Annotated in this window: 28 protein-coding genes; 16 read left to right on the top strand and 12 right to left on the bottom strand. The window is 61.6% G+C overall.

The features are described from left to right. Positions 1-57: 57 nt before the first annotated feature. Positions 58-771 carry a hypothetical protein gene (locus tag ASC80_RS08555; protein ID WP_056295828.1) on the bottom strand — a complete coding sequence of 238 codons (714 nt, stop codon included), beginning with the start codon at positions 769-771 and terminating at the stop codon, positions 58-60. 160 nt (positions 772-931) lie between these two features. On the opposite strand from ASC80_RS08555, the gene ASC80_RS08550 reads away from it, so the two are divergent. From ASC80_RS08550 to guaA, 3 genes are all read left to right on the top strand, one after another. Beyond that, positions 932-1,351 carry an MAPEG family protein gene (locus tag ASC80_RS08550; RefSeq protein ID WP_056295054.1) on the top strand — a complete coding sequence of 140 codons (420 nt, stop codon included), beginning with the start codon at positions 932-934 and terminating at the stop codon, positions 1,349-1,351. A 26-nt stretch (positions 1,352-1,377) separates the two neighbouring features. Further along, complete coding sequence (locus ASC80_RS08545; RefSeq protein WP_056295050.1) at positions 1,378-2,676, top strand: RsmB/NOP family class I SAM-dependent RNA methyltransferase; 1,299 nt, start codon at positions 1,378-1,380, stop codon at positions 2,674-2,676. 150 nt (positions 2,677-2,826) lie between these two features. Continuing rightward, positions 2,827-4,422, top strand: a complete 1,596-nt coding sequence (gene guaA / locus ASC80_RS08540; RefSeq protein WP_056295047.1) for a glutamine-hydrolyzing GMP synthase — start codon at positions 2,827-2,829, stop codon at positions 4,420-4,422. Positions 4,423-4,683: 261 nt separating this feature from the next. Here the strand turns inward: guaA and ASC80_RS08535 are convergent, their stop codons facing one another. Together ASC80_RS08535 and ASC80_RS08530 are read right to left on the bottom strand one after the other, a co-directional pair. After that, entirely contained in the window at positions 4,684-5,286 is a 603-nt protein-coding gene (locus tag ASC80_RS08535) for an NADPH-dependent F420 reductase (RefSeq protein ID WP_056295045.1), read from the bottom strand. A 40-nt stretch (positions 5,287-5,326) separates the two neighbouring features. Next, positions 5,327-6,061 carry an SDR family NAD(P)-dependent oxidoreductase gene (locus ASC80_RS08530; RefSeq protein ID WP_056295043.1) on the bottom strand — a complete coding sequence of 245 codons (735 nt, stop codon included), beginning with the start codon at positions 6,059-6,061 and terminating at the stop codon, positions 5,327-5,329. A gap of 233 nt (positions 6,062-6,294) precedes the next feature. On the opposite strand from ASC80_RS08530, the gene ASC80_RS08525 reads away from it, so the two are divergent. Beyond that, positions 6,295-7,191 carry a LysR family transcriptional regulator gene (locus tag ASC80_RS08525; protein WP_056295040.1) on the top strand — a complete coding sequence of 299 codons (897 nt, stop codon included), beginning with the start codon at positions 6,295-6,297 and terminating at the stop codon, positions 7,189-7,191. A 657-nt stretch (positions 7,192-7,848) separates the two neighbouring features. Here the strand turns inward: ASC80_RS08525 and ASC80_RS08520 are convergent. The 4 genes from ASC80_RS08520 to ASC80_RS08510 all read right to left on the bottom strand — a co-directional run bounded on the left by ASC80_RS08520 (position 7,849) and on the right by ASC80_RS08510 (position 10,794). Beyond that, positions 7,849-8,268: a Zn-ribbon domain-containing OB-fold protein gene (locus ASC80_RS08520; protein WP_056295037.1), complete on the bottom strand. Its 420-nt coding sequence runs from the start codon at positions 8,266-8,268 to the stop codon at positions 7,849-7,851. Between the two features lies 1 nt (position 8,269). Further along, complete coding sequence (locus ASC80_RS08515) at positions 8,270-9,232, bottom strand: thiolase family protein (protein WP_200941158.1); 963 nt, start codon at positions 9,230-9,232, stop codon at positions 8,270-8,272. A 66-nt stretch (positions 9,233-9,298) separates the two neighbouring features. Then, on the bottom strand, positions 9,299-9,550 hold the full coding sequence (locus ASC80_RS24155; RefSeq protein WP_200941157.1) for a hypothetical protein: 252 nt from the start codon (positions 9,548-9,550) through the stop codon (positions 9,299-9,301). A 389-nt stretch (positions 9,551-9,939) separates the two neighbouring features. Then, a complete protein-coding gene (locus tag ASC80_RS08510; protein ID WP_082512449.1) occupies positions 9,940-10,794 on the bottom strand; it encodes an AraC family transcriptional regulator in 855 nt (284 codons plus the stop codon). A 92-nt stretch (positions 10,795-10,886) separates the two neighbouring features. On the opposite strand from ASC80_RS08510, the gene ASC80_RS08505 reads away from it, so the two are divergent. Continuing rightward, entirely contained in the window at positions 10,887-11,804 is a 918-nt protein-coding gene (locus tag ASC80_RS08505) for an NADP-dependent oxidoreductase (protein ID WP_056295034.1), read from the top strand. A gap of 129 nt (positions 11,805-11,933) precedes the next feature. Here ASC80_RS08505 and ASC80_RS08500 read toward each other — a convergent pair whose 3' ends face one another. Both ASC80_RS08500 and ASC80_RS08495 read right to left on the bottom strand, forming a co-directional pair. Further along, a complete protein-coding gene (locus ASC80_RS08500) occupies positions 11,934-12,584 on the bottom strand; it encodes a Vgb family protein (RefSeq protein WP_056295031.1) in 651 nt (216 codons plus the stop codon). A gap of 32 nt (positions 12,585-12,616) precedes the next feature. After that, positions 12,617-13,834 (bottom strand): winged helix-turn-helix domain-containing protein, encoded by a 1,218-nt coding sequence (locus tag ASC80_RS08495; protein WP_056295029.1) that lies wholly within the window; start codon positions 13,832-13,834, stop codon positions 12,617-12,619. 190 nt (positions 13,835-14,024) lie between these two features. Between ASC80_RS08495 and ASC80_RS08490 the strand changes: the two genes are divergently transcribed. Together ASC80_RS08490 and ASC80_RS08480 are read left to right on the top strand one after the other, a co-directional pair. After that, a complete protein-coding gene (locus ASC80_RS08490) occupies positions 14,025-14,765 on the top strand; it encodes a DUF899 domain-containing protein (protein ID WP_056295026.1) in 741 nt (246 codons plus the stop codon). A gap of 302 nt (positions 14,766-15,067) precedes the next feature. Continuing rightward, complete coding sequence (locus tag ASC80_RS08480) at positions 15,068-15,433, top strand: GFA family protein (protein ID WP_244487228.1); 366 nt, start codon at positions 15,068-15,070, stop codon at positions 15,431-15,433. A 3-nt stretch (positions 15,434-15,436) separates the two neighbouring features. Here ASC80_RS08480 and ASC80_RS08475 read toward each other — a convergent pair whose 3' ends face one another. Then, positions 15,437-16,351 (bottom strand): LysR family transcriptional regulator, encoded by a 915-nt coding sequence (locus tag ASC80_RS08475; RefSeq protein WP_056295023.1) that lies wholly within the window; start codon positions 16,349-16,351, stop codon positions 15,437-15,439. 97 nt (positions 16,352-16,448) lie between these two features. Here ASC80_RS08475 and ilvD point away from each other — a divergent pair, with 97 nt between their 5' ends. The 3 genes from ilvD (at position 16,449) to ASC80_RS24745 (ending at position 19,023) form a co-directional block, all read left to right on the top strand. Continuing rightward, entirely contained in the window at positions 16,449-18,299 is a 1,851-nt protein-coding gene (gene ilvD / locus ASC80_RS08470) for a dihydroxy-acid dehydratase (RefSeq protein WP_056295020.1), read from the top strand. Positions 18,300-18,364: 65 nt separating this feature from the next. Continuing rightward, positions 18,365-18,580, top strand: a complete 216-nt coding sequence (locus tag ASC80_RS24750; protein ID WP_082512448.1) for a hypothetical protein — start codon at positions 18,365-18,367, stop codon at positions 18,578-18,580. Further along, positions 18,559-19,023, top strand: coding sequence for a 2'-5' RNA ligase family protein (locus tag ASC80_RS24745; RefSeq protein WP_502690941.1), 465 nt, complete (start codon positions 18,559-18,561; stop codon positions 19,021-19,023). The genes ASC80_RS24750 and ASC80_RS24745 overlap by 22 nt, the downstream gene beginning before the upstream one ends. Positions 19,024-19,076: 53 nt before the next feature. Here the strand turns inward: ASC80_RS24745 and ASC80_RS08460 are convergent, their stop codons facing one another. Further along, on the bottom strand, positions 19,077-20,069 hold the full coding sequence (locus ASC80_RS08460) for a GlxA family transcriptional regulator (protein ID WP_056295826.1): 993 nt from the start codon (positions 20,067-20,069) through the stop codon (positions 19,077-19,079). A 63-nt stretch (positions 20,070-20,132) separates the two neighbouring features. Between ASC80_RS08460 and ASC80_RS08455 the strand changes: the two genes are divergently transcribed. Both ASC80_RS08455 and ASC80_RS08450 read left to right on the top strand, forming a co-directional pair. Then, on the top strand, positions 20,133-20,852 hold the full coding sequence (locus ASC80_RS08455; RefSeq protein ID WP_056295016.1) for a DJ-1/PfpI family protein: 720 nt from the start codon (positions 20,133-20,135) through the stop codon (positions 20,850-20,852). 103 nt (positions 20,853-20,955) lie between these two features. Then, positions 20,956-21,360, top strand: coding sequence for an ArsC family reductase (locus ASC80_RS08450; RefSeq protein ID WP_056295013.1), 405 nt, complete (start codon positions 20,956-20,958; stop codon positions 21,358-21,360). 43 nt (positions 21,361-21,403) lie between these two features. Here ASC80_RS08450 and ASC80_RS08445 read toward each other — a convergent pair whose 3' ends face one another. Beyond that, positions 21,404-22,201, bottom strand: a complete 798-nt coding sequence (locus ASC80_RS08445; RefSeq protein ID WP_349509652.1) for a PAS domain-containing protein — start codon at positions 22,199-22,201, stop codon at positions 21,404-21,406. A 211-nt stretch (positions 22,202-22,412) separates the two neighbouring features. On the opposite strand from ASC80_RS08445, the gene ASC80_RS08440 reads away from it, so the two are divergent. The 4 genes from ASC80_RS08440 (at position 22,413) to ASC80_RS08425 (ending at position 26,074) form a co-directional block, all read left to right on the top strand. Then, on the top strand, positions 22,413-23,168 hold the full coding sequence (locus ASC80_RS08440) for an ABC transporter ATP-binding protein (protein WP_056295009.1): 756 nt from the start codon (positions 22,413-22,415) through the stop codon (positions 23,166-23,168). Beyond that, positions 23,161-23,877, top strand: coding sequence for an ABC transporter ATP-binding protein (locus tag ASC80_RS08435; protein ID WP_056295006.1), 717 nt, complete (start codon positions 23,161-23,163; stop codon positions 23,875-23,877). The genes ASC80_RS08440 and ASC80_RS08435 overlap by 8 nt, the downstream gene beginning before the upstream one ends. A gap of 33 nt (positions 23,878-23,910) precedes the next feature. Then, positions 23,911-25,131, top strand: coding sequence for an ABC transporter substrate-binding protein (locus ASC80_RS08430; RefSeq protein ID WP_056295004.1), 1,221 nt, complete (start codon positions 23,911-23,913; stop codon positions 25,129-25,131). Between the two features lie 79 nt (positions 25,132-25,210). After that, complete coding sequence (locus ASC80_RS08425) at positions 25,211-26,074, top strand: branched-chain amino acid ABC transporter permease (RefSeq protein ID WP_056295001.1); 864 nt, start codon at positions 25,211-25,213, stop codon at positions 26,072-26,074. The last annotated feature ends 1 nt before the right edge of the window (position 26,075 follow it).

Genomic DNA, 26,075 nt, shown 5'->3' with positions numbered 1-26,075 from the left:
TTTAAATACTGGTCGTCACAAATTTTTTGGTCATGAAATTTCCGGCACCCTGATCCGTCAGAGCACGCGATAGCGAATGGCGTAGGCGTCATCGGGGACGGCGAACACGGTGCTGATCCCGCCGCCGGTCCTATCGGGCAGATGCCACGGTCCGAACTCGTTCGATGGACTTGGATTGGCCGGGAGGCGCAGCCTGAACGCGCGGTAGCCCTGACCGGGCAGGTTGATCACCACGACGCGCTTGGCGGTGCGGAATTCCAGCGGCACGTGACCGCGGAGAATGAACCGTCCGTCGTTTGCGTTTTGAAGATTGCGGTCGATCTGCGCGAGCGTCTGGTTCTGGTCGGTGTGGAGTTCGACCTGGGTCTGGCTGCGCCCACCGGTTGAAAGGGCCGATGCAGCGGTGGCCGGCAGGCGAATCTCGAATTCCACGGCCGGGGCCGTTGCGATCAGGCCGAGATGATTGAAGGCAGAAGCACGCAGGCCGAGAGTGCCTGCCACCAGAATCCCGATCATGGCGATGACCAGAGAGGTTTTGGTCCAGATGTCCCGCAGCGAACGGCAGCCATCTTTGATGACGAGTGTGAGGGCGATGGCTGCCAGCATGCCGACCACCGCTCCAGCAGGGCCGATTGCGAGAACTGCGAGCTGGCCATTGACGCCCGCAGTGGAACTGACGTCGATGCCCGCGACCGTGGCGGCGAGTATCCCGCCAATCCAGCCACCGAATGCGCCTGCGATACCGGCGCCTATCGCCAGAATGTAGATCATTGCCGCACCCGCGATTGCGCGGTTTGTCCAGAACCCGCGCTTCGTGGGTTGGTCGCAGTAGCTGCGATGCGGGTTCATTGCCGGAATTGGACTTCCTGTCGATTGTCAGGGCGAGGGCGCGCCGCTATAGCGGGGCGTCGGCCTGAAAGTGAGGAATTCCATGACTGTTCAGATGGTTCTGCTGCCGGTTTTCGTTCAGGTGGGTCTCGTATTTGCTCTGCTGTTCATGGTGGCCGGCGTGCGCACAACGTCCCTGAGGTCACGCGAGATTACCTTCAAGGATATAGCGCTGGGCCAGAATTGGCCGGCGCGTTCGATGCAGGTCGGCAACTGCTTCAACAACCAGTTTCAGCTTCCGGTATTGTTCTATGCGCTGATCGCGCTTGCATTGCCGTTGCGTCAGACCGATCTCATCATTGTCGTGCTGTCCTGGGTCTTCGTCGTCACCCGGCTGATCCATGCCGGTATCTTCATCACTTCGAACAACGTCCAGCAGCGGTCGCTGGCATGGTTCGCCGGCGTTCTCGTCCTGCTCGCGATGTGGGTTTATTTCGCGCTCAGGCTTCTGCTCGTGATCTGACGATCGCGCCAAACTGAAAGATTCCCATGACGCCAGCCGCGCGTTTATCCGCAGCCATCGAAGTTCTCGGCGCCATCGACGCGCAACGTATTCCGGCCCAGAAAGCGCTCAAGGAATGGGGCACGGCGCATCGTTTCGCCGGATCCGGCGATCGCGCAGCCATTGCCGGTCTGGTGTTCGATGTGCTGCGCCGCCGGGCGTCGAGCGCATGGCTGCTGGACGCCGATACGCCGCGCGCGCGCTTGCTCGGCATGCTGAAACTCGAACGTGGTCTCGACGCCGATGCGATTTCCGCATTGTGCGATGGGTCGCGTTTTGCGCCCGAGCCGCTGACTGAAACCGAGCGCGCCGCGCTTACATCGCGCAGCCTTGACGGGGCGCCGTCGTACGTCGCCGGTGATTATCCCGAATGGCTCGATTCCCATCTGAAGCGCGTGTTCGGCGAGGCTCGCGTCGCGGAAGCGGCCGCCATGGCCAGCCGGGCGCCGCTCGATCTCCGGGTCAACACGCTGAAGGCGAAGCCGGAGAAGGCGCTGACGTCACTGGCGCATCTCGGCGCACGGAAAACCCCGTGGTCGCCGATCGGTCTGCGGATCGATCTTGGGGCCGACGCCCGCAATCCCGGCGTTCACGCCGAAGAGGACTTCATCAAGGGCGGCATCGAAGTCCAGGACGAGGGTTCGCAACTGGCGGCCCTGCTGACCGGCGCGAAGCCCGGCGAACAGGTCATCGACATGTGCGCGGGGGCAGGCGGCAAGACACTCGCGCTGGCTGCCATGATGCAGGGCAAGGGACGGCTCATTGCGACGGACCGCGACAAGCGCCAGCTTGCGCCGATCCATGAGCGGCTGTCCCGCGCCGGGGTCCATAATGCCGATGTCCGCACCCCGAAAGGGCCGGACGACACGCTGAGCGACATCAGGGCTTCGGCCGACCTGGTGGTGATCGACGCGCCATGTACCGGCACCGGAACATGGCGACGCAATCCCGATGCCAAATGGCGGATGCGTCCCGGCGCGCTCGATGTCCGGATCAAGGATCAGCTTGAAGTCCTTGATCGGGCGGCGCCTTTGGTGAAATCGGGCGGAAGGATTGCCTATATAACCTGCTCAGTGCTGCCGCAGGAAAACGGCGACCAGATCACAGCCTTCACGGCTCGGCACTCCGGATTCGCAGTCGTGCCGCCGGCGGCGGTCGCAGGCGCACTGGGCGAGCGCGCGGGGGAATTCCTGGCCGCGACGCATCAGACGCCTGAGGGGCTGCTGATGACCCCGGCGCGGACCGGAACTGACGGGTTTTTCGTTTCGATCCTCCGGCGCGGCTGACACTTCATCCGGAGGATGAAGTTCCGGTTGGCGGGCCCGGGCGATGTGAGGAATTCGAACCTATGCGGAATGTCCTATAGCGGTGGAACGGTGGCGGGCTATCGCCAAAACCCCATTGCCGCCCTGCGGCGGGTCGCGTAATTCCTGTCCATGACCACATCCCAAGCCAGCAGCAAACCGGCGCCGCTTACGGCGCCTGAACACGACAAGATTCTGATCGTCGATTTCGGCAGTCAGGTCACTCAGTTGATCGCGCGCCGGGTCCGCGAGGAAGGCGTCTATTCCGAGATCGTCCCGTTCCAGAAGGCCGAGGCGGCATTCCGGGAGATGAAGCCCAAAGCCGTGATCCTGTCCGGCGGCCCGGCCTCGGTGCTGGACGACAATGCCCCCGCCGCGCCGATGTCGATCCTGACCGCAGGCATCCCGGTGCTCGGCATCTGCTACGGCGAGCAGACGATGGCGCAGCAGCTCGGCGGTGTCGTCGAGGCCGGTCATCATCGCGAGTTTGGTCGCGCGGCGATCGAGGTCACGGACGATTGCGCGTTGTTCGACGGGGTGTGGGAGAAGGGCGGCAAGTACGACGTCTGGATGAGCCACGGCGATCGCGTCACCAAATTGCCAGAAGGCTTCCGCGGTGTGGCGAAAGCAGCGGGTTCGCCGATTTCAGTGATCGCCGACGACAAGCGCAAATTCTACGCGATGCAATTCCACCCCGAGGTGGTGCACACGCCGGACGGCGCGAAGCTGATCCGCAATTTCGTCCGCAAGGTCGCGGGCCTGACCGGCGACTGGACCATGCGTGCATTCCGCGAGGAAGCGATCGAGAAGATTCGCGCACAGGTCGGCAAGGGCAGGGTGATCTGCGGCCTGTCCGGCGGTGTCGATTCAGCCGTTGCGGCCGTATTGATCCATGAAGCGATCGGCGATCAGCTCACCTGCGTGTTCGTTGATCATGGCCTGCTGCGGCTGGCGGAGGCCGAAACGGTCGTCGATCTATTTCGCCACCACTATAATATCCCGCTGGTTCATGTTGATGCGTCGAAGCAATTTCTCGGCGAGCTATCCGGCGTCACGGATCCCGAACAGAAGCGCAAGATTATCGGAAAGCTGTTCATCGATGTGTTTGATGCCGAGGCCAAGAAGATCGGCGGCGCGGATTTCCTGGCGCAGGGCACGCTCTATCCCGACGTGATCGAAAGCGTCTCGTTCACCGGCGGCCCGTCGGTCACGATCAAGTCGCACCACAATGTCGGCGGTCTGCCGGCGCGCATGAACATGAAGCTGGTCGAGCCGCTGCGTGAACTATTCAAGGATGAGGTCCGTGCATTGGGCCGCGAGCTTGGTTTGCCGGACGTGTTCGTCGGCCGCCATCCATTCCCCGGGCCGGGTCTTGCGATCCGCTGCCCTGGCGAGATCACGGTCGAGAAACTCGACATCCTGCGGCAGGCCGATGCGGTCTATATCGATGAAATTCGTCGCGCCGGGTTGTACGACACGATCTGGCAGGCCTTTGCGGTGCTGTTGCCGGTGAAGACCGTCGGCGTGATGGGCGACGGGCGGACTTACGAATTTGTTGTCGGTCTGCGCGCGGTGACGTCGACCGACGGCATGACGGCGGACTTCTATCCGTTCGATATGAAGTTTCTCGGGCAGGTTGCGACGCGGATCATCAACGAGGTCAAGGGCGTCAACCGCGTAGTGTATGACGTGACGTCAAAGCCCCCCGGCACCATCGAGTGGGAGTGAAAGGAGTTCCGTGGAGTAGCATCGGATAGCAGAGGACACTCGAGTGAACCCTAGGCCATCGAAAGCAGTCGATAGATGCTAGGCGACCCGGAGATCTGCCGCTCTGTCGGGCGTCTCCCCGCTCTTCGAACGGCGCCCATACGCCGTCAGGCCCAATCCAACCCTCGCGACTTTGTGGCCTTCAAAATATTCGGTCGCGCGCTGCTCGAAGAAGTTAGCGCGCGACCAGTTCTCGGCGTCGATCACATGGTCGTAGATCGATTACTGCTCCTTCTTGAACAAATCGTGGAAGATGAGCTGGCCCCAAGTGCGGCCGCGTGCGTGCACCAGCGCGCCACCCTCGTTGAGCTTTCCCAGCTTGACGGGTGCAAACCCGAGTTGTTTGGCCAAGGCCGCCACGGGAGCGATCGCTTCCTCGTCGTCGCTCGACAGAAAGACGACCCGGTGGCCGCCCTCGACGACCGGATCGGTAGCCAGAGTGGCCGCAATCAAATGATTGAAGCCTTTCACGAACTTGGCGCCGGTGAACGACTTCGCAACGAAGGCGGAGGACGGGAGGCCGTCCAGTTCTTCAGGGAGGGCTGGAAACGAGTTCATCGCGTCGATGACCGTCTTGCCTTTCCAGTTCGGCAGGGCCTTCGCAACCTCGTGATGCTCCCCGAATGGGACCGCCAAGATGATTGTGTCGGCCTCGAGTGCTTCCCGCAGCGACTTGGCGACGACCGTCGGTCCAATCGCCCGAGCCTGCGGCGCCAACGCCTCGGGCGGCCGGCGGCTCGCAACGGTCACGTCGATATTCTTACGGGCGAAGGCGTAGGCGAGAGCCTGGCCTATCTTACCGAATCCTACAATCGCGTAGCTCATAATACTTCTCCGCTTCGTGTTGATATGATTCCCCGGCCCTTCAGATGGCCGAGAAGCCGCCGTCGACGGACAACTCCAGCCCGTTCACGAAGCTCGAATCGTCTGAAGCAAGAAACAGCGCGGCCGCCGCAATTTCCTCAGGACGGCCCATCTTTCCTCGCGGGATCAGGGATTCGAACATCCGCTTCGCTTCCTCGTCGAGAACCTGGTCCTGCATCGGTGTGGCGATCGGTCCCGGGTGCAGCACGTTCACCCGGATATTCCGGCCCTTCAGCTCGTTGAGCCATCCGCGTGCGAATGCGTGCAACGCCGCTTTGCTCGCCGCGTACACGCTGTAACCAGGAAAACCTTTCACCGAAGCAACTGAACCGGTCATGAAGATCGATCCGCCATCGTTGAACAGCGGCAGCGCCTTCTGCACCGTAAACAGCGTGCCGCGCGTATTCAGGCCGAAGGTCGCATCGAAATGCTGCTCGGTAATCTCGCCCAGTGGGACGGCTTCGCCCGTGCCGGCGCTCGCATACAGGACGTCGATCCTGCCCTTTTCCCGCTTGACTGTATCGAACAGGCGGTCGAGGTCGTCGAGATTGGCCGCATCGCCGCGCACGCCGGTTACGTTCCGCCCAATCAGCTTGATGGCCTCGTCGAGTGCCTTCTGTCTCCGGCCCGTGATGAAAACATAGGCGCCTTCTTCAACGAACCGCTTCGCGCTCGCCAGCGCCATGCCGCTCGATCCACCCGTGATGACTGCAACCTTACCGTCAAGCTTTCCCATAACTTCTCCTTTCGTGGTGTCGGACAGCGTCTGCCTCCGAGAACCTCGAAATGGACCCACCGGCGTCCGTTGTTGAGTGCGGAAGCGCGCACATCGGTGGTGCGAAATCGATCCGGCTGGACGTCGGAATTGGGCCGTGCTTGTCGGCATAGGCTATGATGACCGCCCGCGCTGCTGCTCGATGTGTTAGATACGGACTTTGGAAGGCGCACCGCGCGGTGCAGGATTGCACCATGATCGACTGGGATGACGTTCGCTACTTTCTTGCCGTCGCGCGCGGAGGCTCGGTGCGGGCTGCCGCCGAGCGCCTCGGTGTGAACCACGCGACCGTGCTGCGACGCATCGCCCAACTTGAGGAACGCCTCGGGGTCCACATGTTCGAAAAGCTGCCTTCGGGCTACCGCCTGACGGCTGCGGGCGAGGAGGTCCTCGAGTTCGCGGACCAGATGGAAGCGTCGTCGCACCTGCTGGAGACGCGCGTCTTCGGGCGCGACCAGAGCGTGCGCGGGCTTCTGCGGGTGACGTTGGCGCCGCCCCTCGCGACACACCTGCTCATGCCGGACTTCGCCGATTTCGCGCGTCTGCATCCGGACATCGAGATGGAAATCCTGTCGTCCGGCGAGCTGGCAAATCTGACCAACCGGGAGGCCGACGTCGCGATCCGCGTCGTCTACGACCGCAAAACCCTGCCGCTCAATCTTCATGGCCTGAAGGGACCGGAGCTGTTCGGCGGCGTCTACATGTCTCGCGATGGACTAGCCGCGTGGCGTGCGGGCGCGCCTGATCCCATCCGGTGGATCGTCATAAGCATTCATGGCATCCCGGACTGGGCCAGCGAGGGTGAGGTTCGCACCACGGGGGTTCCATTCAGGACCACAGACGCCGAGGCGCAGATCGTCGCTGTACGGCAAGGGCTCGGGATGACGACACTGCCGTGCTTCGTTGGCGATGCCGACCCCCTACTGGTGAGGGTGCCGGGTACCGACCTGCACATGTACGGAACGGTTTGGCTCCTCACACAGGGGGAGACACGCAAGACGAAGCGCGTGCGGCTCTTCACGGAGTTCGTATCCCGCAGGCTCGCCGCGTACGCGCCGCTTCTCGCGGGGCTGTCCATATCGCGCGATTGATGCGCAGCAAGTCGCCGGCGACGCTTGCCGTAATCCGGTCGGAAGCCGAGCTGCGATCGCTTGAAGTGGCGTCGAGCCGCTGGACCATGAACGCACGCGCCTCATTGTGCGCGGACGCATCTCACGGCGTTGGCCAGTTCGATTCGGGAGCGTTCCCGCCCATCTGGTCGTCTCATCTTCATCGAGCGTATCTACACAGTATTGGCGCACACGCCGCGACCACTCATGCTGATTGTCGCCGCTTTCGGACATTACATCGCGCAAGCGCGGATGCTTAAAGGTATCAAGCGTCGCGCGGAGGGTGATGTCGGACATCGCTAGCGGTCTTTTTTGCTGCCGAGCCGACAACGCTATCGTGGCCGATGACGTCGAAAAATCGACCGATTGATGCCGATAGTCGCTGAAACCGAGCGAATTTTGGATCGCCGAAATTTTCGTTTGAAATCAAGAGCGCAAATTTCTGACGGGTCGGGAAGACGGTTTTTCATCGTGCGCAGAAAAACTTTCTTCGTTAGAACAACGCTGTATCGTCACTTCAAAACGATTGAGTGGGAGTGACGGGGAGTACAGGAAAGACCGACGCGCCACCTTTGTCGTTGCCCGGCATCGATGGCGGTCGATAGGTGCGGCGCAGCTCCAAGACCTTTCGTTACGCTGTTAGCCCGCGATGCGGAAGGCAAGAACCGGCAGATCGTCCATCTGCAGCATTTCCGCCTTCGCGAGAACGGGGCCCCGCTCGAAGAGCTGTTGCAGGTCATGCGGGTTGGCATTGATACCGAGCACGATCGCCTGGACGATCGGTCCCTCCTTCAGGCGAAGGTGGCCGTAAACATAAGGTGCGATCTTCTCGAAACGCGGATGACAGGCAGGCGATATGTTGTGCGTCGCAAATAAAAGCGTGGCCTCTCCGCTCAGTTCCGCCGGCTCGACCTGCCAGCTGCCGCAATGCTCGCAGCAGCCGGTGGGCGGGAAGGTATAACCCCCGCAGGCCTTGCAGGTGACCGCGCAGAATACGCCCTTGGCGAGACCTTCATAATAGGAACGGATGGCGCTCGGCTGTTCGGCGACGGTTTTCATTTCACATGCTCCCGAGGACAACCACGGTGCCGATCATGGCGTAGCCGTGTGTATGAATGACGGAGATTTCGGGAGCGTTGGCGATTTGCCGCGGCCCGGCCTTGCCACGCATCTGGAGGACAGCCTCGTAGGTGTCCGTTCCCGCGCTTGCGCCCCAGGCGTGCCCGAAGGCATGACGACCGCCATGCGTCGACATCGGGCGGTCGCCGTCAAAGCGCAAGCGGCCGGCGCGAGCCGCGTCGAGTCCTTTCCCCGGCTCGAGGTAGCCGATCGTCTCCGCAGTGCAGATGCCGGAGATGTGCGAGCAGTCGTGAGTATGCAGGTAGTCGATGTCGGCGGCCTTTATCCCGGCCATGTCGAACGCGGCATCAATGGCGCGCTTGTCGAACTCCCAGTAGGTCGGGTCTTCCCCATACCAGGGTAAGTCGCCGTAGCTGATGCCGAAGCCTTTGAGCTCCACGGGTTGCGACTTACCGCCCTTGGCCAGATCCGCGCGTGTGATCACCATGGCGGAAGCGCCGTCGGCGGTGGTCACCAGGCTGAGCAGCCGTGACGGCCAGGCGACGAAGGGATTGTGCTTGTCGGATCGCCAATAATCGTAGACGTCGGAAAAGCCCTCGCGGGTCGCGCGGTCTTCGAGTTTCTCCTGGATGTTGGCCTTCGGGTTCATCGAGCCGTGCAGCCGGCGCGTGCGGCAGAGCTCGAACATGCCGCGATCAAAGTCGGCGATTGACATGCCGTATTTGCGGCAATAGCCGAGCGCAACGAGACCATTGTACGTGGAAAAGATGTCGTAGCCCTGCGGCACACCATAGGCTTGGTTGACGGCCATGTCGGTCCACAGCCAGGTCTGCTGATGGGAAATCGGCTCGCGTTCGTAGGGACTGAATCCCTTCACTTTGGTCCGCGTGGTTTCCAATCCATAGACGAGCACCGTATCGTAGACACCGGCCGCGATCGACATCGCGGCAAGCGCGGCGCCGACGTTCGTGGTCGAGCACTGCGCCTCGAAATGAACACCGGACTTGAACTAGGTGCCGGTCCACTTCGAGAGCTGCGAATAGGTCCCCGGCACTTGCGAGCTGTGGACCATTGCGTTGCCCGCGAAGACCGCATCCACGTCCTGTCCGGTCAGCCCGGCATCGTCGAGCGCTTCTTTGACCGCGCTCGCCGTCAACTCCTGGATGCTCATTCCCTTGAGCTCGGGTGTCTCGAGGAGATCGCCGAAACGCGAGCACCCGATGCCCGAAATCACCGCTCGCTCCTTTAATCTATTTCTCATGAGGACGGCCCTTTTCGTGTCAAGCTGGTCGCGTTGGCAACAACAATCATCGCGGGTCTGATCCATCCCGCCTTGACGTGGATCAATTCCGCCGATCCAAGACAATCGCCGTCCGCAGCGGGACATAGCGCGGGCTTTCGGCGCAAAGCCTCCGCGGCCAAAGCTGCTGTCGGCGCTCAGAACTGAGGCACGTTGCGACGACATTCAATGTCGAGCGATTCATTCATTGCTCGTCTGTTTGTGCGGTGCATGTCTATGTGCACTTGAGCGAAGCGGGGCACAGGATGTCTCATCGCGTCGACGTCGAGGACGAACCGTAGCTGGAAATAGGTGACTTCCGGCGCAGAGTTCGGCTCCCCAGCCGCTTTCAATCAACAAGGTCAATTCGGCTACTTGTCCGGGCTACTGCTGAGTGAGATCAACTTTGGTCCCCTCAAACTGGCGCCACTCGAATTGCGCGGCTCTTGTCCGGTCACCCGGCTGAACACGCGAGAGAAGGCGGCGGCACTCTGGTAGCCGACCTCCAGGGCCACGCTCTTGACCGGCTTGCCTCTCGCGAGAAGCTGGCATGCAACCGTCATGCGCCAGACAGTAAGATAGTCGATAGGCGTCTGGCCGATCCGTGTCCGGAACTGCTCAGCGAACCGCGTGCGCGACATGCCGGCGATGCCGGAGAGATCGTCTAGGGTCCATGACTTCTTCGGCGTCTCGTGCATTGCGGTCAGCGCCTTCGCGAGGCGTGGGTCGGCGAGACCGGCAAGCACGCCGGTCGCAACCGTGCCGCTCTCGACGACGTGTCGCACGATCAGGATCAGCAGATAGTCGAACAGCCGGTCGAGCGCTTCTTGGCGGCCACCTCGTTCGGAGAATGCTTCGCCGAGAAGCAGATCGCAGACCGGCGCCAACGCGGGATGCGACGCGAGCGGCAGGACGACGAGTTCGGGCAGCCCTTGCCCGATCGGATTGCCCTCAGCGCCGCCGAGTTCGACGGTCGCGCAAACGAGATCGGCGCCGCGTTCCGGATTGACTGCGAAGCTGTGGGTGCGCCCACGCGGGAAAAACAGGAGGGTCGGTTCATCAAATTGCAGGTCGCTTCCGCCAGCCTGGATGAGCGTCAACTCGCCGTCCTTGAGGAAGTGCAAGTGGCCCACATCGGGATACTGCACCGTCTGACACAGTTTACCCGTGAAGAAGGTTCGGGCCCTTGGGGTGACATGGGCGAACAGGGCGGCGAAAGGGTCCATTGGGACGATCGGCAATGTTTTTGGTACCAACTATCACCCTTAGTTCTCCATACAGCCAACGTGCAAGCCCAAATGACTGAGGAGAAAACATCATGAAGGCAATCGTCGTAACGGATCAAGCCGCCGGACCGGCCGGGATGAAACTGGTGGAGCGGCCCGAGCCGCAGGCAGCGATAAACGACGTCATCGTTCAGATCCATGCGTCGGGATTCGTCCCGACCGAGCTCACGTGGCCTTCGACCTGGAGCGATCGCCTCAACCGTGACCGGACACCGACGATCCCCGGGCACGAGCTGGCCGGCGTGGTCACTGCTCTCGGCTATGGCACCACGGGATTGTCCGTAGGACAGCGCGTGTTCGGTCTCGCCGACTGGTATCGCGACGGCACCCTGGCGGAATACATCGCGATCGAGGCACGCAACCTCGCGCCGTTGCCGGGCGACGTCGACTTCACGGTGGGCGCGAGTCTGCCCATCTCGGGCCTGACCGCGTGGCAGGGTCTCTTCGAGCACGGCCGCCTTCGCGCGGGGCAGAGCGTGATCGCGCATGGCGCGGCCGGCGCTGTCGGGTCGATGGTGACGCAGCTCGCACGTGAGTTCGGCGCCTATGTGATCGGCACCGGACGCGCCGCCGACCGCCAGAAGGCGCTCGACTTCGGCGCAAACGAATTCGTCGACCTCGGCAACGACTCTTTGGAAGACGTCGGAAAAATCGATCTGGTGTTCGATCTCATCGGCGGCGACATAGGCAAGCGGTCCGCGCGCCTGGTTCGTGCCGGAGGAACGCTGGTGTCCATCGTTGGGCCGAGCGAGACACAGCCCGCGGACGGTTTGGCGATCGACTTCGTCGTAGAGTCCGATCGCGCTCAACTGAGCGAGATCGTCCAGCGGGTACGGGATGGACGATTGCGGACAAATATTGGCACCGTGTCGTCCCTCGACGATGCCGTCGCCGCCTTCAACCCGACAGAGCGTCGCTCGGGGAAGACCGTCATCCGCGCTCGTCCGTGAATGACACGCGCCCATCGATGCACGCAGCCGGCCAGCGCTCTCTAGGTCGGCCGGCTGCGTCCTGTCAGCCGAGCCACCGAGAGGTAGCCGACACCCTGCTGCTCAGAAAGTCCTGACGCCAAGCTCCATCTACTTACTGGCCGAGGCTCGCTTGGGCCGGCGGACGGCTCTTATTTTCCCGCTGTTTCCGCCGCCGCAGAAGAACTGATCGCCGCCGTCGGACTCGAGCCCCGATATGCCTGCACCGGACGGCATAGCAAGTTCCTCAAGGACTTCTCCGCTTTGAGGATCGATGTGGCGGAGTTCGCTGTCGTCACCCTCCCAGGTGCCGTGCCACAGTTCGCCATCGATCCAGGTGACGCCGGTGACAAAGCGGTTCGATTGGATGGTGCGCTGGATCGCTCCGGTCTCAGGATCGATCTGGTGGATCTTCTTTTCCCGATATTCCCCGACCCAGAGCGAGCCTTCGGCCCACGCCATCCCGGAGTCGCCGCCGTCACCGGGGGCAGGGATCGTCGCAATCACGCGGCCGGATTTCGGATCGACCTTCTGGATATTTTTCTCGAAGAGCTGAAACAAGTATTGGCCGTCGAAGGCCGTTCCCGCGTGTGCGGGGACTTCGATTGCGCGCACGGTCTTGCCGCTCTCGGGATCGATGGCGTTCAGTCTGTCGCCGGACGCAAACCAGACGTTGTGACCGTCAAATGTCACTCCGTGCACCGCCTCCACGCCGGGAAAGGGTCCGTATTCGCGGAGAACTTCAGCTGCTGCCCGTTTCATGTTTCCACCTCGGTTGCTTCGATGTCTCCAATCTAGTCACCCGGCAGTGCAGCAGGGAGTAACAATGTCGTCGTGAATCCTGCCACGGGCGGAGTCATCCAGCGGCGAGCGCGCGCACGTCCAATCGACTGCACTTTGCCGGCTTCCGCAAGCTCATCGAGCGCGCGCTGCACGGTGCGCTGGCTGGCGCTGAGTGCAAGCGCGAGCGCCGAACTCGACCACGACTCGCCGTCAGCGAGGAAAGCGAGCACCGATGCATGCTCCTCTTCGACAGGCATTGCCAGCACGACGGCATCGCGTGAGTTATGGGGCACCAGCGCAAAGCCATCTTTCGTGGCTGTCACATCGGCGACTGTTCGCAGCGCTTTGCGAAGCCGCCCAATTTCGACGCGCAGCCGCGCGCGATGCGATTCATCGACGTGCTTCGCCCTGACCGCTCGCGCGAGCAGGTCGCTTCGCGAGACATCTTTTGGCCACGCCTCGGCGAGCGCGCGGGCGAGCCTGAACAACACCGGCCGCCTCGCAAGCGAGACTGGTGTGTTTGCGTTGCGCACGACATAACGGCACGCGTCGACGACAAGCGCCTTCGACGCCAGCAACGCTTCGACATCTTCGAGCAGGAGAGGGCGTTCCTCGCCGCGCGCAATGAGACGCGCCGCCGGCGTGTTGAGAACTTGGGACGCACTTTCCACTTCAGCTATGAGCGCAGCGATGCCTGCCTGCTGCGCCGCGCGTTCGGCCCGGGCGAGTGCTGCCCTTGCCACCTTGGCCCGAACGCGTCGCATTGCGATCCCAGCCACCACCAGTTCGTAAGCGGCTCTTGATGCAGGCGGGAACGGCGCCGGATCGAGCCCGGCGAGTGCATGCTCGGCCTCGTCGAGACGGCCGATCAGGAGAAGACGCCGGACCTCGAGATGCCGCGCATGTGCGACACTCACCCAGTCGCCGTGTTTTTCGAGCGTCGCCCGCGCGGCGTCGAGCGCCTTCGGTGACCAGCCAAGGTCGCGCGATACCAGCGCAATCTCGGCTTCGGCAATCACACACCGCGCGCGAGCCGCGGCTCTGGAACCGAAGGCACGGGCTGCGCTTTGCAGCAGAGTTTTCGCGCGTACGAAATCGCCGAGTTGCGCCATTGCGATGCCGCGAAGGGCGAGGGCCGGTGCGTCATCACGCAAGCCAACCCGCTTCAAGACGCCAAGGAGGTCGCCCGCAGCCAGAGCCCGCGCCGCAGCCGTGATCAGCGAGTCCATCGGAATCCCGTCACACTTGTCACTCCCCCTGTTCGGACGTTTGCGGGCAAAATCATCTCAAGACCAAAATCGATCGGCTGTGAGCGGTGGCGCATTCCAGCCCTTAAGGCACGAAGGTCACTCTCATTCGGAGGTTGCGAAGAGCAAGATTACATCACCAGACAAGGGCGGAAAGGAAGGGCTGCGCACCATGAACACACCATCGATTGTGTCGCCGCAAGAGTGGGAAGCCGCGCACGAGCAGCTTCTCGTCAAGGAGAAAGCCCTGACCCGCGCCCGTGACGCATTGGCTGCCGAGCGACGGCGGATGCCGTGGGTTGCCGTGGAAAAGACATATACGTTCGACGGGCCGAAGGGCAAAGTGAGTTTGCTCGATCTGTTCGATGGCCGCCGTCAGTTGATCGTCTATCGCGCCTTCTTCGAGCCTGGCGTACACGGCTGGCCGGAACACGCCTGTATCGGCTGTTCCCTGGGGGCCGATCAGGTCTCCAACCTCGCTCACCTGAACGCGCGCGACACGACCCTCGTGTATGCCTCGCGCGCACCGCAGGCCGATATCGCGCGCCTGAAGGCGCGGATGGGCTGGGAAAAAATCCCATGGTTCACCATCACCGACAGCTTCGATGCCGATTTCGGAGTGCATGAGTGGCACGGCCACAACGCGTTCATCCGCGACGGCGACCGCGTGTTCCGCACCTACCTTATCAACAGCCGCGGCGATGAGGCGATGGGGACGGTCTGGAGCTACCTCGACATGACAGCGCTCGGGCGTCAGGAGGAATGGGAGGACTCACCGGAGGGCTACCCGCAGAGCCGACCGTACAAGTGGTGGAACTGGAACGAGAGCTATGTGCCCGACGCCGCGCCCGACCCGAAGTGGGTCGAAGTCTCGGACGCCGGCGAGGCGGCGTTTCGGAAACGCGACGGCTAGTTCGATGAGGAACAGTGCAACCAAATGGCTGTCTCTCGCGGCCGCGCCAACCTTCGCGATGATGGCGTTGCTGACAGGTGCCGCTGGTGGCAGGGCGCCCGATATTCTTTGCGCAGCCGCGCATGATGCATCGCCACTGGGTGGAATGGTTCCGATGTACTCGCTGATGTGCGTCTTCCATCTGACGCCCTGGCTGAAGCTGCTCTCCGGCCGGCGAAGCCGGAAACGATCGGACGAACGAACGCGCGGGATGTCCGCAGCCTTACATCGGCGGATGTGCGTGCGGCGCGATCTGATATGAAATCGCCTGCGAACCGATCTTCATGAATGATTGTCAGTGCCGCGATTGCCAGCACAAGAGTGGTACCGGACATGGATCCTACCTGACGTTTCCGGGCAAGAAGGGCGTGCAGCTTAAAGGCACGGCGACGCATTGGGACATTGTCGGTGACAGCGGCAACAAGAAAACGCGCGCGTTCTGTCCCAACTGCGGGTCACCAGTGTACATGACGTTCAGCGCAATGCCCGAGTTGTTCACCGTTCACGCCGCCAACCTTGACGATCCAGGCCGGTATAAGCCGCAGGCGGTGACGTATCACCTGCGTGGTCACGCATGGGATCACCTTGATCCAGATGTGCCGAAGTTCGACAGGATGCCGCCAGCGTGACGTTTACTGAGCATCGCTCACCATCTCGCGTGCGATGGTCAAGAACCGCTCGATCGTAGGCGTCGTGTCGTCGACTCGCCACGTGATGCCCGTTTCCAGCGTAGGCGCAGTGCCGTTGAGATCGATGTAACTGACGCCGGTGCGTGCAAGGTTGCGCAGCGAGGCGGGAACGAGTGCGATCCCCATTCCCGCCGATACGAGGCTGATGATCGTCTGCATCTGGATCGCTTCCTGAACGATGCGTGCCTGTCCGCCATGCGCAGCGTAATATCCGGTGACGATGTCATGGAAGGCCGGTGCGCTCTGGCGGGGAAACAGGATCAGCGGTGCATTGGTCACGGCGTCGGGCGATAGCCGATCGCCCGAGATGGTTAGTCTTCCGTCCGCGATCCAACTGTCAGGGACCGCCGCCACCAGCGGTTCGGTCACCAGACGCAAATAGCGCAACGGTTGGGGAAACGCGCCGTTCGGCGGCGGGATGACCAGACCGACGTGACCCTTGCCTTCGGTCAGGTGGGCGATCTGGACGTCGCTGGTCGCTTCGGTCAGCGAAATCTCGACGTTGGGAAAGAGCGATGCAAAACGGCGCACCAGCGTCGGCAGGATGCTGTAATCGGCGGTGCTGACGAAGGAGATCGCAAGACGGCCCGTGGTGCCGTCGCGCAGTTGCCGGGCTATGTCGGGCAACGCGTTGACATGTTCAAGCGCTGCGCGGACGTGCGTCAGCCATTGCTCGCCGAACGGTGTCAGGGCGACGCTTCGTTTAGTCCGTACGAACAGCGCGGCCCCAAGATCGCGCTCGAGCGTCATGATGGACTGGCTCAACGGAGGCTGGGTCATGCCGAGGCGTTGCGCTGCGCGCCCGAAATGAAGCGTGTCCGCCACTGTCGCGAAATGCCTGAGTTGGCGAATGTCCATCTGATACTCTCAGGAACTTAATTGCCGTTAAATAATATATTTCACAAAGGTCTGGAAGTTCCTTATTGGAAGTATTCCAATTTCCGAGGAACCAGACATGCCGACATATCGCTCCAGAACCACCACCCACGGCCGCAACATGGCTGGCGCCCGCGGCCTTTGGCGCGCGACCGGGATGAAGGACGAGGATTTCGGCAAGCCGATCATCGCCATCGCCAACAGCTTCACGCAGTTCGTGCCCGGCCACGTTCATCTGAAGGATCTGGGCCAGCTTGTTGCGCGTGAGATCGAGACGGCGGGAGGCGTCGCCAAGGAATTCAACACCATTGCGGTCGATGATGGCATCGCGATGGGGCACGACGGTATGCTTTATTCGTTGCCGAGCCGCGAACTGATCGCTGATGCCGTCGAGTACATGGTCAACGCCCATTGCGCCGACGCGCTGGTGTGCATCTCCAATTGCGACAAGATCACGCCCGGCATGCTGATGGCGGCGATGCGGCTGAACATCCCAACCGTGTTTGTCTCGGGCGGGCCGATGGAAGCCGGTAAAGTCGTGGTGAAGGGCACCAAGCGGTCGGTCGATCTGATCGATGCGATGATTGTTGCCGCCGATGATAGTTACAGTGACACGGAAGTCGCCGCCGTTGAGCGTTCGGCGTGTCCGACCTGCGGCTCCTGTTCGGGCATGTTCACCGCCAACTCGATGAACTGCCTCACCGAAGCGCTCGGCCTGTCGCTGCCGGGCAACGGTTCGGTTCTGGCGACCCATGCCGATCGCGAAAAGCTGTTCCGCGAAGCGGGCCACCTGATCGTCGATCTCGCACGCCGCTATTACGAACAGGACGATGCCACCGCGTTGCCGCGCGGCATCGCGACCGTCAAGGCGTTCGAGAATGCGATGAGCCTCGACATCGCCATGGGCGGTTCGACCAACACCGTGCTGCATCTGCTGGCTGCGGCGCAGGAAGGCGAGGTCGATTTCACTATGGCCGACATCGACCGGCTGTCGCGCAAGGTGCCGTGTCTTTGCAAGGTCGCACCGGCCAAGAACGACGTCCATGTCGAGGACGTCCATCGTGCCGGCGGCGTCATGGCCATTCTCGGTGAACTCGAGCGCGGTGGATTGATCGATTCGAGCCTGCCGACGGTTCATGCGCCGACCCTCGGCGACGCACTGGCGCGCTGGGATATCAGCCGCACCAACAGCGAAGCCGTGCGCACGTTCTTCCGTGCGGCGCCCGGCGGAGTGCCGACACAGGTCGCATTCAGCCAGTCGGAGCGCTGGGATGAACTCGACACCGATCGTCAGAAAGGTGTGATCCGCTCGATGGAGTATCCGTTCTCCAAGGACGGCGGGCTGGCGGTGCTGTTCGGCAATCTCGCCCCTGAAGGCTGCATCGTGAAAACCGCCGGCGTGGACGAGTCGATCCTGACCTTCCGCGGCAAGGCGCGGGTTTTCGAAAGTCAGGAAGACGCCGTGTCAGCCATCCTTGGCAACAAGGTTCAGGCAGGTGATGTGGTGGTCATCATCTATGAAGGCCCGAAGGGTGGGCCGGGCATGCAGGAAATGCTTTATCCGACGAGCTATCTGAAATCGAAGGACCTCGGCAAGGCGTGTGCGCTGGTGACCGATGGCCGGTTCTCCGGTGGCAGCTCAGGACTTTCGATCGGTCACGTTTCGCCAGAAGCCGCCGAAGGCGGGTTGATCGGGCTTGTTCAAACCGGCGATCCGATGGTGATCGATATTCCCAATCGCGTCATGCGTCTCGACCTTGATGACAAGGTCCTCGCCGAACGCCGGGCGGCGATGGAAGCCAAGGGGAAGAACGCTTGGAAACCGGCGCCCCGCAAGCGCAACGTCACACCCGCACTGCGCGCTTACGCGGCGCTGACGACGAACGCCGCGCGCGGCGCCGTGCGCGACGTGTCGCAGGTCGAGAAGTAACGCTTTCAGTTAGCTCCGGCGGTTCACCGCCGGAGCGGTTTTCCCGCTCAATCTGGAACGCCCGCGTGACCGCAACCCGGTTGCGCGGGCTTTACTTTGAGAAATGTTCATTATTTGTTCTTGATGCGCTCGGAGTGCGTATCATGTCCGAACAGCTCGATCTCTTTGGTTTTCAGGCGGCTTCCCGGCAGGACCGTTTATTTCTCGCACTGGTCCCCTCGAAACTGGACGCCTTGCGGATTTCTCGGCTCGCCAGGAGGTGGCGCAGCGATCTCGCCTGACAGGACCGCCGATATCGCCGGGATGTTTGCACGTTTCGCTCCATGGACTCGGCGACTACGCCGGGATTCCCCAGCGCCTTGTCGAGGTGACACGAAAGGCGGGCGATGCGGTCAGGCAGCCCGCATTCGATATCACTTTCGATCGCGTACTGAGTTTCAATGGCAAGAACGGCAAGCGTGCGTTTGTCATGCGACCCGGCACGAGCATCGCGGCGTTGTCCGAATTCCATCGCGCGCTTGGCAGCAGCATGAAAAGTGCCGGGCTGGCGCGGTGCGCTGTTCCACGCTTCACGCCTCACATGACGCTCCTCTATGACAGGCAGAGCGTCCCCGAACGAACTGTCGAGGCGGTGTGCTGGCATGTCGACGGCTTCGTTTTGATCCACAGTCTTCTCAACCGCGGCCGCCATGTCCATCTCGCGCGATGGCAATTGAACGGATAGCGATGCGAGTTACGCCTCGGGCAGGGCGCGGGACGAGCGGCGGTCCCATCAATTCACGCGCTGAAACGCGCGCGATACTCCTGTGGTGTCGCTGACAGCATCCGGATGAAGCTGCGGCGCATCGTTTCCTCTGATCCGAAACCACAGCGCTCGGCGACGCGCTTCACCGGCAGGCGCGTATCCGACAGCAGACGGCGTGCGGTCTCGACCCGCAGACGCTCGACGGCGCGCGCGGGTGTTTGCCCGGTCGCCTCGACATACCGCCGGCTAAAGGTGCGTTCGCTCATTCCAGCGCGCTCGGCCAGGGCGCTCAGGGACAAGTCGCGCTCGATGTGGTTGGTGATCCAGCCGTGCAGTGCGCCGAACTTGTCGTCGGCCATTTGAAGCGACAACGCGGTGCTGAACTGGGCCTGTCCGCCGGGACGCTTGAGAAACACGACCAGATGGCGCGCGACGGCGAGAGCGAGATCGCGGCCGAGATCGTCCTCGACCAGCGCGAGGGCAAGATCGATCCCCGCGGTAATGCCTGCCGAACTCCAGACTTCTCCATCGCGCACGAAAATCGGGTCGGGCTCGACATGGGCCTCGGGGAAACGCCGGGCGAGTTCGTTGCACTCGGTCCAGTGAGTCACCGCGCGGCGGCCGTCGAGCAATCCTGTTGCACCCAACAGGAACGCTCCCGTGCACACCGAGGCGACCCGTCGCGCGCGGGCTGCATGTGTTCGCACCCAACGCACCAGCGCATCGTTTGTCGATGCGCTTCGCACTCCGGGTCCACCCGCCACGATCAGAGTGTCAACTTTGGATCGCGCCGAAGGTAGCGGTGTCGCCATCAGCGGCAGGCCTGCAGACGTGGTCACCAGTGCGCCGGCCTCGGCGACGACCCGCGTCTCATACGGCGCCGATCGGCCCGCCCGCGTGCTGATGACATTGGCTGTTGCGAAGACCTGCATCGGCCCCGCGATGTCGAGCAGTTGTACATCCGGGAAGATCAGGATTTCGACGGAGCGCACCGCGCTTGGCGAGATTCGAGGGTTCTTTGTCATATTCGCCAAAGCCTGCCAGCCTATTATTGCCTTGTCCAGAACTCTTGCCGACGGAACCCCATCATGATTTCACCCGACATCCATCTTCAGATCGGCTCGCTGCTGTTCGAGGGGCTCGATCAGATCGACCTGACCGGCCCGTTCGAAGTCCTGTCCCGGATTCCGAATTCGACCTACCGGCTTTACGGCAAGACCAGCGATGGCGTCCGCGATATTCGCGGTCTTCGGCTGGCGCCGGATGCTTCGCTTGCGGACGCGCCAAAGCTGGATGTTCTGCACGTCCCGGGCGGCTATGGGCAGGAAGCACTCATGGAGGACGTGGAAGTTATCTCCTGGGTCCGTCAGCAGGCGGAGGGGGCAGTCTGCGTGTTTTCGGTGTGTACCGGCGCGCTGATTTGCGGCGCTGCGGGTTTGCTGAAGGGCCGTCGCGCCACGACGCACTGGTCGGCGTTTGAATTGTTGCCGATTTTCGGTGCGCTCCCGGTGAATGAGCGTGTCGTGATGGACGGCAACATGGTGTTTGCCGCAGGCGTCACCGCCGGTATCGACGGCGCGTTGCGCGTCGCTGCGAATTTGCGCGGCGACGAGGTCGCGCAAGCGATCCAGCTTTATATGCAATATGCGCCCGAGCCGCCGTTCAACAGCGGGACGCCCGAGACGGCGCCACCCGCGGTCTGGAAGGCAGCACAACAGTCAGCGCGCAAGATCACCGAACAGCGCGAACAGACGGCGAGGCGTGTCGCAAGGCATCTCGGGATCGGGCCAACCGCTGCGGCCAGTTAGAAAGGCTTCGGCATCGGGCCGATCGTATTTCGGTCAGCCGGAGGATTTCTCCAACAGGAATGTTCTTTGCCTGTGTTGCAGACCCGCTCAGGGCGGCGCATCTATGGCGGCAGAAACAGTCGCGCCGGAGGGTCTTGTGGCGTCGTCAATCACCATTTACGGCATCAAGAATTGCGACACGATGAAGAAGGCGCGCGCGTGGCTGGATAGCCACGGCGTCACTTACATATTCCACGACTACAAAGTGGCTGGCATCGAGCGAAAACAGCTGGAAGGCTGGGGCCGGGAGGTCGGCTGGGAGACGCTGCTCAATCGCGCCGGGACCACGTTCCGTAAGCTCCCTGAGGCTGACAAAGAGAACCTGACCGAAAAGAAGGCCATCGCGCTGATGCTCGCGCAACCCTCAATGATCAAGCGGCCGGTGCTCGACCTTGGCGGGCGGCTGCTGGTCGGCTTCAAGCCGGACATTTATGCAAAGGAAGTCGGCTCAGCGAAGCACCGGACCTGATCGGCGTTTCACTGGCCTCGCGGGATGAGGCAACAGGCCCGCATCAGTCGAATTCGATGATGTCGTTGGCGTCGATGCGCCGGGGCGGACGATGAAACAGGTTGCGGTCGATCACGGCGCGCAATTCGTAAACCGGCAACACGTCGTTTGCACGCATCAGGTTTCGGATCTCGAAGCTGCCGTGCTCGCTAATGGTCTTGAGGGAAGCGACGATGCGGGTCACGCGATCACCGTCCGTAAACGGCATCAACAAGCGCTCGTAGTCCACGCCGAGGCCGTACATGTCCTGAACCCGCGACACCGTGTAAACCGGCAGTCGGCGTTGAATGCATTCGTGGTAGATCGGAATGATGATCGGAGCGAGCTTCTTGCCGAGATATTCATCGAGCTCGCGGCCCTTGCCGATCGCTCCGTAAGCATTGGACATCCGTGTGCCGTCGCTGTCGATCATGATGCGGGGCACTTCGTATGTGCCGTCGATGGTGTAGTAGACGGTATCGGCCAATTCGTCGGACAATCGCTCGGGCTGGTAATCCTCGAATTTAGGCGGGCACTGCAGTCGGTCATAGAGCCGCAGCCAGGTGTTGAGCAGGTCGCGTTGTTTGATCGACCTTATTATCCCGGGGCTCTCGCTCGCGAAACGAGCTGGTATTTCGAGCGCGCGTTCCTGAACCGTTTCCATCGCTAGAATTCCTGCGGTCAAAATGGCTGGCCCGTTCAATATTGCGATGATCCAACCCAAGCCGAAATTTTTGATAAAAAGTCGATTTCGAAGTGGATTTAGCCTTAACAGGAGCTTTCCCTGGGTCCGGAGCAGTGCCGGGAGCGGGCCGGGTGTCATTCGTCTTTCGGCTAATAGACCAATCATCCCGTAGGCGTATGCATTTGGAACTGGCCTGCATTGCAGCTTGCACAAAGCTCACAGTTCGCTGCATATTCCAGCCGACGCGGGCGACGGGGAATCCCGGCGGCCGCCTTCCATAACGAGCGACCAAAACTCGGCCACGCGCGGTTCTGGGGGATGCGTGAAGGCCGATCGGGGGGACGTTGAGTTGGCTAATGAGTTTATCCTTGAAACCAGTGGGTTGACCAAGGAATTCGCAGGCTTTGTTGCCGTGAGTGACGTCAATCTGCGGGTCCGCCGCGGAAGCATCCATGCCTTGATTGGCCCCAACGGCGCCGGCAAGACGACATGCTTCAACCTGCTAACGAAATTCCTGAGTCCGTCCCAAGGCCAGATTCACTATAATGGCCAGGACATCACCAACATGAAGCCGGCGGATGTCGCGCGGCTCGGTCTGGTGCGCTCGTTCCAGATCTCAGCCGTGTTTCCGCATCTGACCTCGCTCGAGAACGTCCGGGTTGCGCTGCAGCGCCAGCACGGCAACTCGTTCGATTTCTGGCGTTCGAAATCGGTGCTGGATCGTTTCAACGACCGGGCGCTCGAGTTGCTGAACGACGTCGGCCTGAGTGAGTTTGCCAATACGCCGGCAGGCGAAATGGCTTACGGCCGCAAGCGGGCGCTGGAGATCGCGACCACGCTGGCGCTGGACCCCGAAATGATGCTGCTGGACGAACCGATGGCAGGCATGGGGCACGAGGACATCGATAAGATCGCGGCTCTCATCAAACGCATTTCGGCGAAATACACGATCCTGATGGTCGAGCATAATCTGAGCGTCGTCGCGAATCTCTCCGACATCATCACTGTGCTGACGCGCGGCCAGGTTCTTGCTGAAGGTGACTACGCAACCGTCTCGAAGGATCCGCGCGTCAAGGAAGCTTACATGGGAGCGGGCCATGAATAACGCTGCGAGCAGCCCGGTTCTCACCGTTCAGAATCTTGAGGCGTGGTACGGCGAGTCCCACATTCTCCACGGCATTAACTTCGACGTGCGGCCGGGCGAAGTGGTCACGCTGCTCGGGCGCAACGGCGCCGGAAAGACGTCGACCTTGAAGTCGGTGATGGGCGTCATCGGCAAGCGCGCGGGCTCGATCAATTTCGAGGGCAAGGAAACCATCCGCCTGTCGTCGGACAAGATCGCCCGTCTCGGTGTGGCTTTCTGCCCCGAAGAGCGAGGCATTTTCGCCACCCTCGATGTGAAGGAGAACCTGCTGCTGCCGCCGACCATCCGGGCTGGCGGCATGACGCTCGATCAGATTTTCGACCTGTTCCCGAATCTCAAGGAGCGTCTCGGTAGCCAGGGCACGAAGCTGTCCGGCGGCGAGCAGCAGATGCTTGCGATTGCGCGCATCCTGCGCACCGGCGCTCGCTTCCTGATGCTCGATGAGCCGACCGAAGGGTTGGCACCGGTCATCATCCAGCAGATCGGCCTCATGATTAAGCGGTTGAAGGCAGAGGGCTTCACGATCCTTTTGGTCGAGCAGAATTTCCGCTTTGCCTCCACCGTCGCCGATCGGTTCTACATCGTCGAACACGGCAAGATCATCGACACTTTCGCCAGTTCTGAAATCCAGGCCAACATGGAAAAACTTCACAACTATCTCGGCGTTTGAAGCCGGGAATATAAATCCAGGAGGAGACACTAAATGAAAACGAAGATAACAGCCCTGATGCTAGGTACAGCGCTCGCGCTCGGGATGAGTGCAGGTGCCTTCGCGATGGACAAGAACGTCAAGATCGGCGTGCTTAACGATCAGTCGGGTCTCTATGCCGACATCGCCGGACCAGGTTCGGTCGTGGCTGCGCAGATGGCTGTCGAAGATTCCGGCCTGACCAAGAAGGGTTGGAAGATCGAGGTCGTCGCTGGCGACCACCAGAACAAGCCGGACATCGGCGTCAACGTTGTCCGCCAGTGGATCGACGTGGACAAGGTTGATGTCGTCGCCGACGTTCCGACGTCCTCAGTTGCGCTCGCTGTCAGCAATATCGTCAAAGAAAAGAATGCGGTCTTCCTGAACTCCGGCGCCGGTACGTCGGACCTCTCGAACAAGGCATGTTCTCCGAACACCATTCACTGGACCTATGACACGTACATGCTGGCGCATGGCACCGGTTCGGCCTTGACGAAGAGCGGCGGTAACACCTGGTTCTTCCTGACTGCGGACTACGCTTTCGGCGCGGCGCTCGAGCGCGATACCACTGAAGCCGTCACCGCACTCGGGGGCAAGGTTCTCGGCAGTGTCCGTCATCCGCTGAACACCGCCGACTTCTCGTCGTTCTTGCTTCAGGCCCAGGCCTCAAAGGCCAAGGTGATCGGGCTTGCCAACGCCGGCGGCGACACCATCAACGCCATCAAGCAGGCGTCCGAGTTCGGCATCGTCAAGGGCGGCCAGAAGCTTGCCGGGTTGCTGATGTTCATTTCGGACGTGCATTCGCTCGGTCTGAAGGTGGCTCACGGCCTCAACATGACCGAGACGTTCTACTGGGATCTGAACGACGGCACGCGAGCTTTCTCGAAGCGCTTCCAGGAGCGCGTCAAGAACAAGTCCATGCCGACGATGGTGCAGGCCGGCGTCTATTCGTCGCTGATCCACTACTTCAAGACCCTCGACAAGATGGGCGGCAATCCGCACGACGGTGCCAAGGTTGTTGCTGCAATGGAAGCGATGCCCGTCGAGGACGCTCTGTTCGGCAAGGGCAAGATCCAGCCGAACGGCCGCAACATCCACGATGCCTATCTCTTCGAAGTGAAGAGCCCGGCGGAATCGAAGGGTCCTTGGGATTACTACAAGCTGGTCGCCACCATTCCGGCTGACCAGGCGTTCACGCCGCTCGACAAGAGCACGTGCCCGCTGCTGAAGAAGTAAGACATCAGAGCCCGGCGGCGATCCGCCGCCGGGCATCCTTCCGATACGATCCGGATTCGCGAACAAGAGACATTCCACGATGCAGGCCCTTTACGCACAACTCCTGGTCGGGCTGATCAACGGCTCGTTCTACGCGCTGCTGAGCCTTGGGCTCGCCGTGATCTTTGGAATGTTGAACATCATCAATTTCGCCCACGGTGCGCTCTACATGATGGGCGCGTTCGTTGCGTATTTCATGCTGGAGTATTCCGGCCTCAGCTATTGGTGGGCGCTGATCTTCGCCCCGATCATCGTCGGCGCCTTCGGCATCCTGCTCGAGCGCACGATGCTGCAGTGGCTGACCGGCCTCGACCATCTGTACGGCCTGTTGCTGACCTTCGGTCTTGCCCTGGTGATCCAGGGCGTTTTCCAGAACTATTTCGGCTCGTCGGGGTTGCCATATGCCATTCCCGAAATCCTGCAGGGTGGCGTCAATCTCGGCTTCATGTATCTGCCGATCTATCGCGGCTGGGTTGTAATCTTCTCGCTCGTGATCTGCCTGCTGACCTGGTACCTTATTGAACGTACGCGACTTGGCGCTTATCTGCGTGCCGCGACCGAAAACCCAACGCTGGTGCGTGCTTTCGGCATCAACGTGCCGCGGATGATCACGTTGACCTACGGACTTGGTGTCGGCCTTGCGGCGCTGGCCGGCGTTCTGTCGGCGCCGATCAATCAGGTTCGCCCCTTGATGGGCGCCGACCTGATCATCGTTGTGTTCGCGGTGGTCGTTATCGGCGGCATGGGATCGATCATGGGATCGATTATCACCGGTTTTGCTCTCGGTGTGATCGAGGGTCTGACGAAGTACTTTTATCCCGAGGCATCCAACACCGTCGTCTTCGTGCTGATGGTGCTTGTGTTGCTGGTGAAACCGACTGGATTGACGGGACGGGCAACCTGAC

Origin of the sequence: Afipia sp. Root123D2 (assembly GCF_001425835.1) — a bacterium.
GTDB lineage: Bacteria > Pseudomonadota > Alphaproteobacteria > Rhizobiales > Xanthobacteraceae > Afipia.
This window is presented reverse-complemented; position numbering and strand designations above follow the sequence as displayed.

Bases quoted from the DNA above. Each gene is read 5' to 3' on its own strand.
- ASC80_RS08455 (WP_056295016.1), top strand. From the start codon at position 20,133: ATGATTTCACCCGACATCCATCTTCAGATCGGCTCGCTGCTGTTCGAG.
- ASC80_RS08460 (WP_056295826.1), bottom strand. From the start codon at position 20,069: ATGACAAAGAACCCTCGAATCTCGCCAAGCGCGGTGCGCTCCGTCGAA.
- guaA (WP_056295047.1), top strand. From the start codon at position 2,827: ATGACCACATCCCAAGCCAGCAGCAAACCGGCGCCGCTTACGGCGCCT.
- ASC80_RS08445 (WP_349509652.1), bottom strand. From the start codon at position 22,201: ATGACACCCGGCCCGCTCCCGGCACTGCTCCGGACCCAGGGAAAGCTC.
- ASC80_RS08495 (WP_056295029.1), bottom strand. From the start codon at position 13,834: ATGGACTCGCTGATCACGGCTGCGGCGCGGGCTCTGGCTGCGGGCGAC.
- ASC80_RS08530 (WP_056295043.1), bottom strand. From the start codon at position 6,061: ATGGGAAAGCTTGACGGTAAGGTTGCAGTCATCACGGGTGGATCGAGC.
- ASC80_RS08475 (WP_056295023.1), bottom strand. From the start codon at position 16,351: ATGGACATTCGCCAACTCAGGCATTTCGCGACAGTGGCGGACACGCTT.
- ASC80_RS08520 (WP_056295037.1), bottom strand. From the start codon at position 8,268: ATGAAAACCGTCGCCGAACAGCCGAGCGCCATCCGTTCCTATTATGAA.
- ASC80_RS08555 (WP_056295828.1), bottom strand. From the start codon at position 771: ATGATCTACATTCTGGCGATAGGCGCCGGTATCGCAGGCGCATTCGGT.
- ilvD (WP_056295020.1), top strand. From the start codon at position 16,449: ATGCCGACATATCGCTCCAGAACCACCACCCACGGCCGCAACATGGCT.
- ASC80_RS08535 (WP_056295045.1), bottom strand. From the start codon at position 5,286: ATGAGCTACGCGATTGTAGGATTCGGTAAGATAGGCCAGGCTCTCGCC.
- ASC80_RS08545 (WP_056295050.1), top strand. From the start codon at position 1,378: ATGACGCCAGCCGCGCGTTTATCCGCAGCCATCGAAGTTCTCGGCGCC.
- ASC80_RS08510 (WP_082512449.1), bottom strand. From the start codon at position 10,794: ATGGACCCTTTCGCCGCCCTGTTCGCCCATGTCACCCCAAGGGCCCGA.
- ASC80_RS08430 (WP_056295004.1), top strand. From the start codon at position 23,911: ATGAAAACGAAGATAACAGCCCTGATGCTAGGTACAGCGCTCGCGCTC.
- ASC80_RS08550 (WP_056295054.1), top strand. From the start codon at position 932: ATGACTGTTCAGATGGTTCTGCTGCCGGTTTTCGTTCAGGTGGGTCTC.
- ASC80_RS08490 (WP_056295026.1), top strand. From the start codon at position 14,025: ATGAACACACCATCGATTGTGTCGCCGCAAGAGTGGGAAGCCGCGCAC.
- ASC80_RS24155 (WP_200941157.1), bottom strand. From the start codon at position 9,550: ATGAGAAATAGATTAAAGGAGCGAGCGGTGATTTCGGGCATCGGGTGC.
- ASC80_RS08425 (WP_056295001.1), top strand. From the start codon at position 25,211: ATGCAGGCCCTTTACGCACAACTCCTGGTCGGGCTGATCAACGGCTCG.
- ASC80_RS08435 (WP_056295006.1), top strand. From the start codon at position 23,161: ATGAATAACGCTGCGAGCAGCCCGGTTCTCACCGTTCAGAATCTTGAG.
- ASC80_RS08505 (WP_056295034.1), top strand. From the start codon at position 10,887: ATGAAGGCAATCGTCGTAACGGATCAAGCCGCCGGACCGGCCGGGATG.
- ASC80_RS08500 (WP_056295031.1), bottom strand. From the start codon at position 12,584: ATGAAACGGGCAGCAGCTGAAGTTCTCCGCGAATACGGACCCTTTCCC.
- ASC80_RS08515 (WP_200941158.1), bottom strand. From the start codon at position 9,232: ATGTCGATCGCGGCCGGTGTCTACGATACGGTGCTCGTCTATGGATTG.
- ASC80_RS08525 (WP_056295040.1), top strand. From the start codon at position 6,295: ATGATCGACTGGGATGACGTTCGCTACTTTCTTGCCGTCGCGCGCGGA.
- ASC80_RS08450 (WP_056295013.1), top strand. From the start codon at position 20,956: ATGGCGGCAGAAACAGTCGCGCCGGAGGGTCTTGTGGCGTCGTCAATC.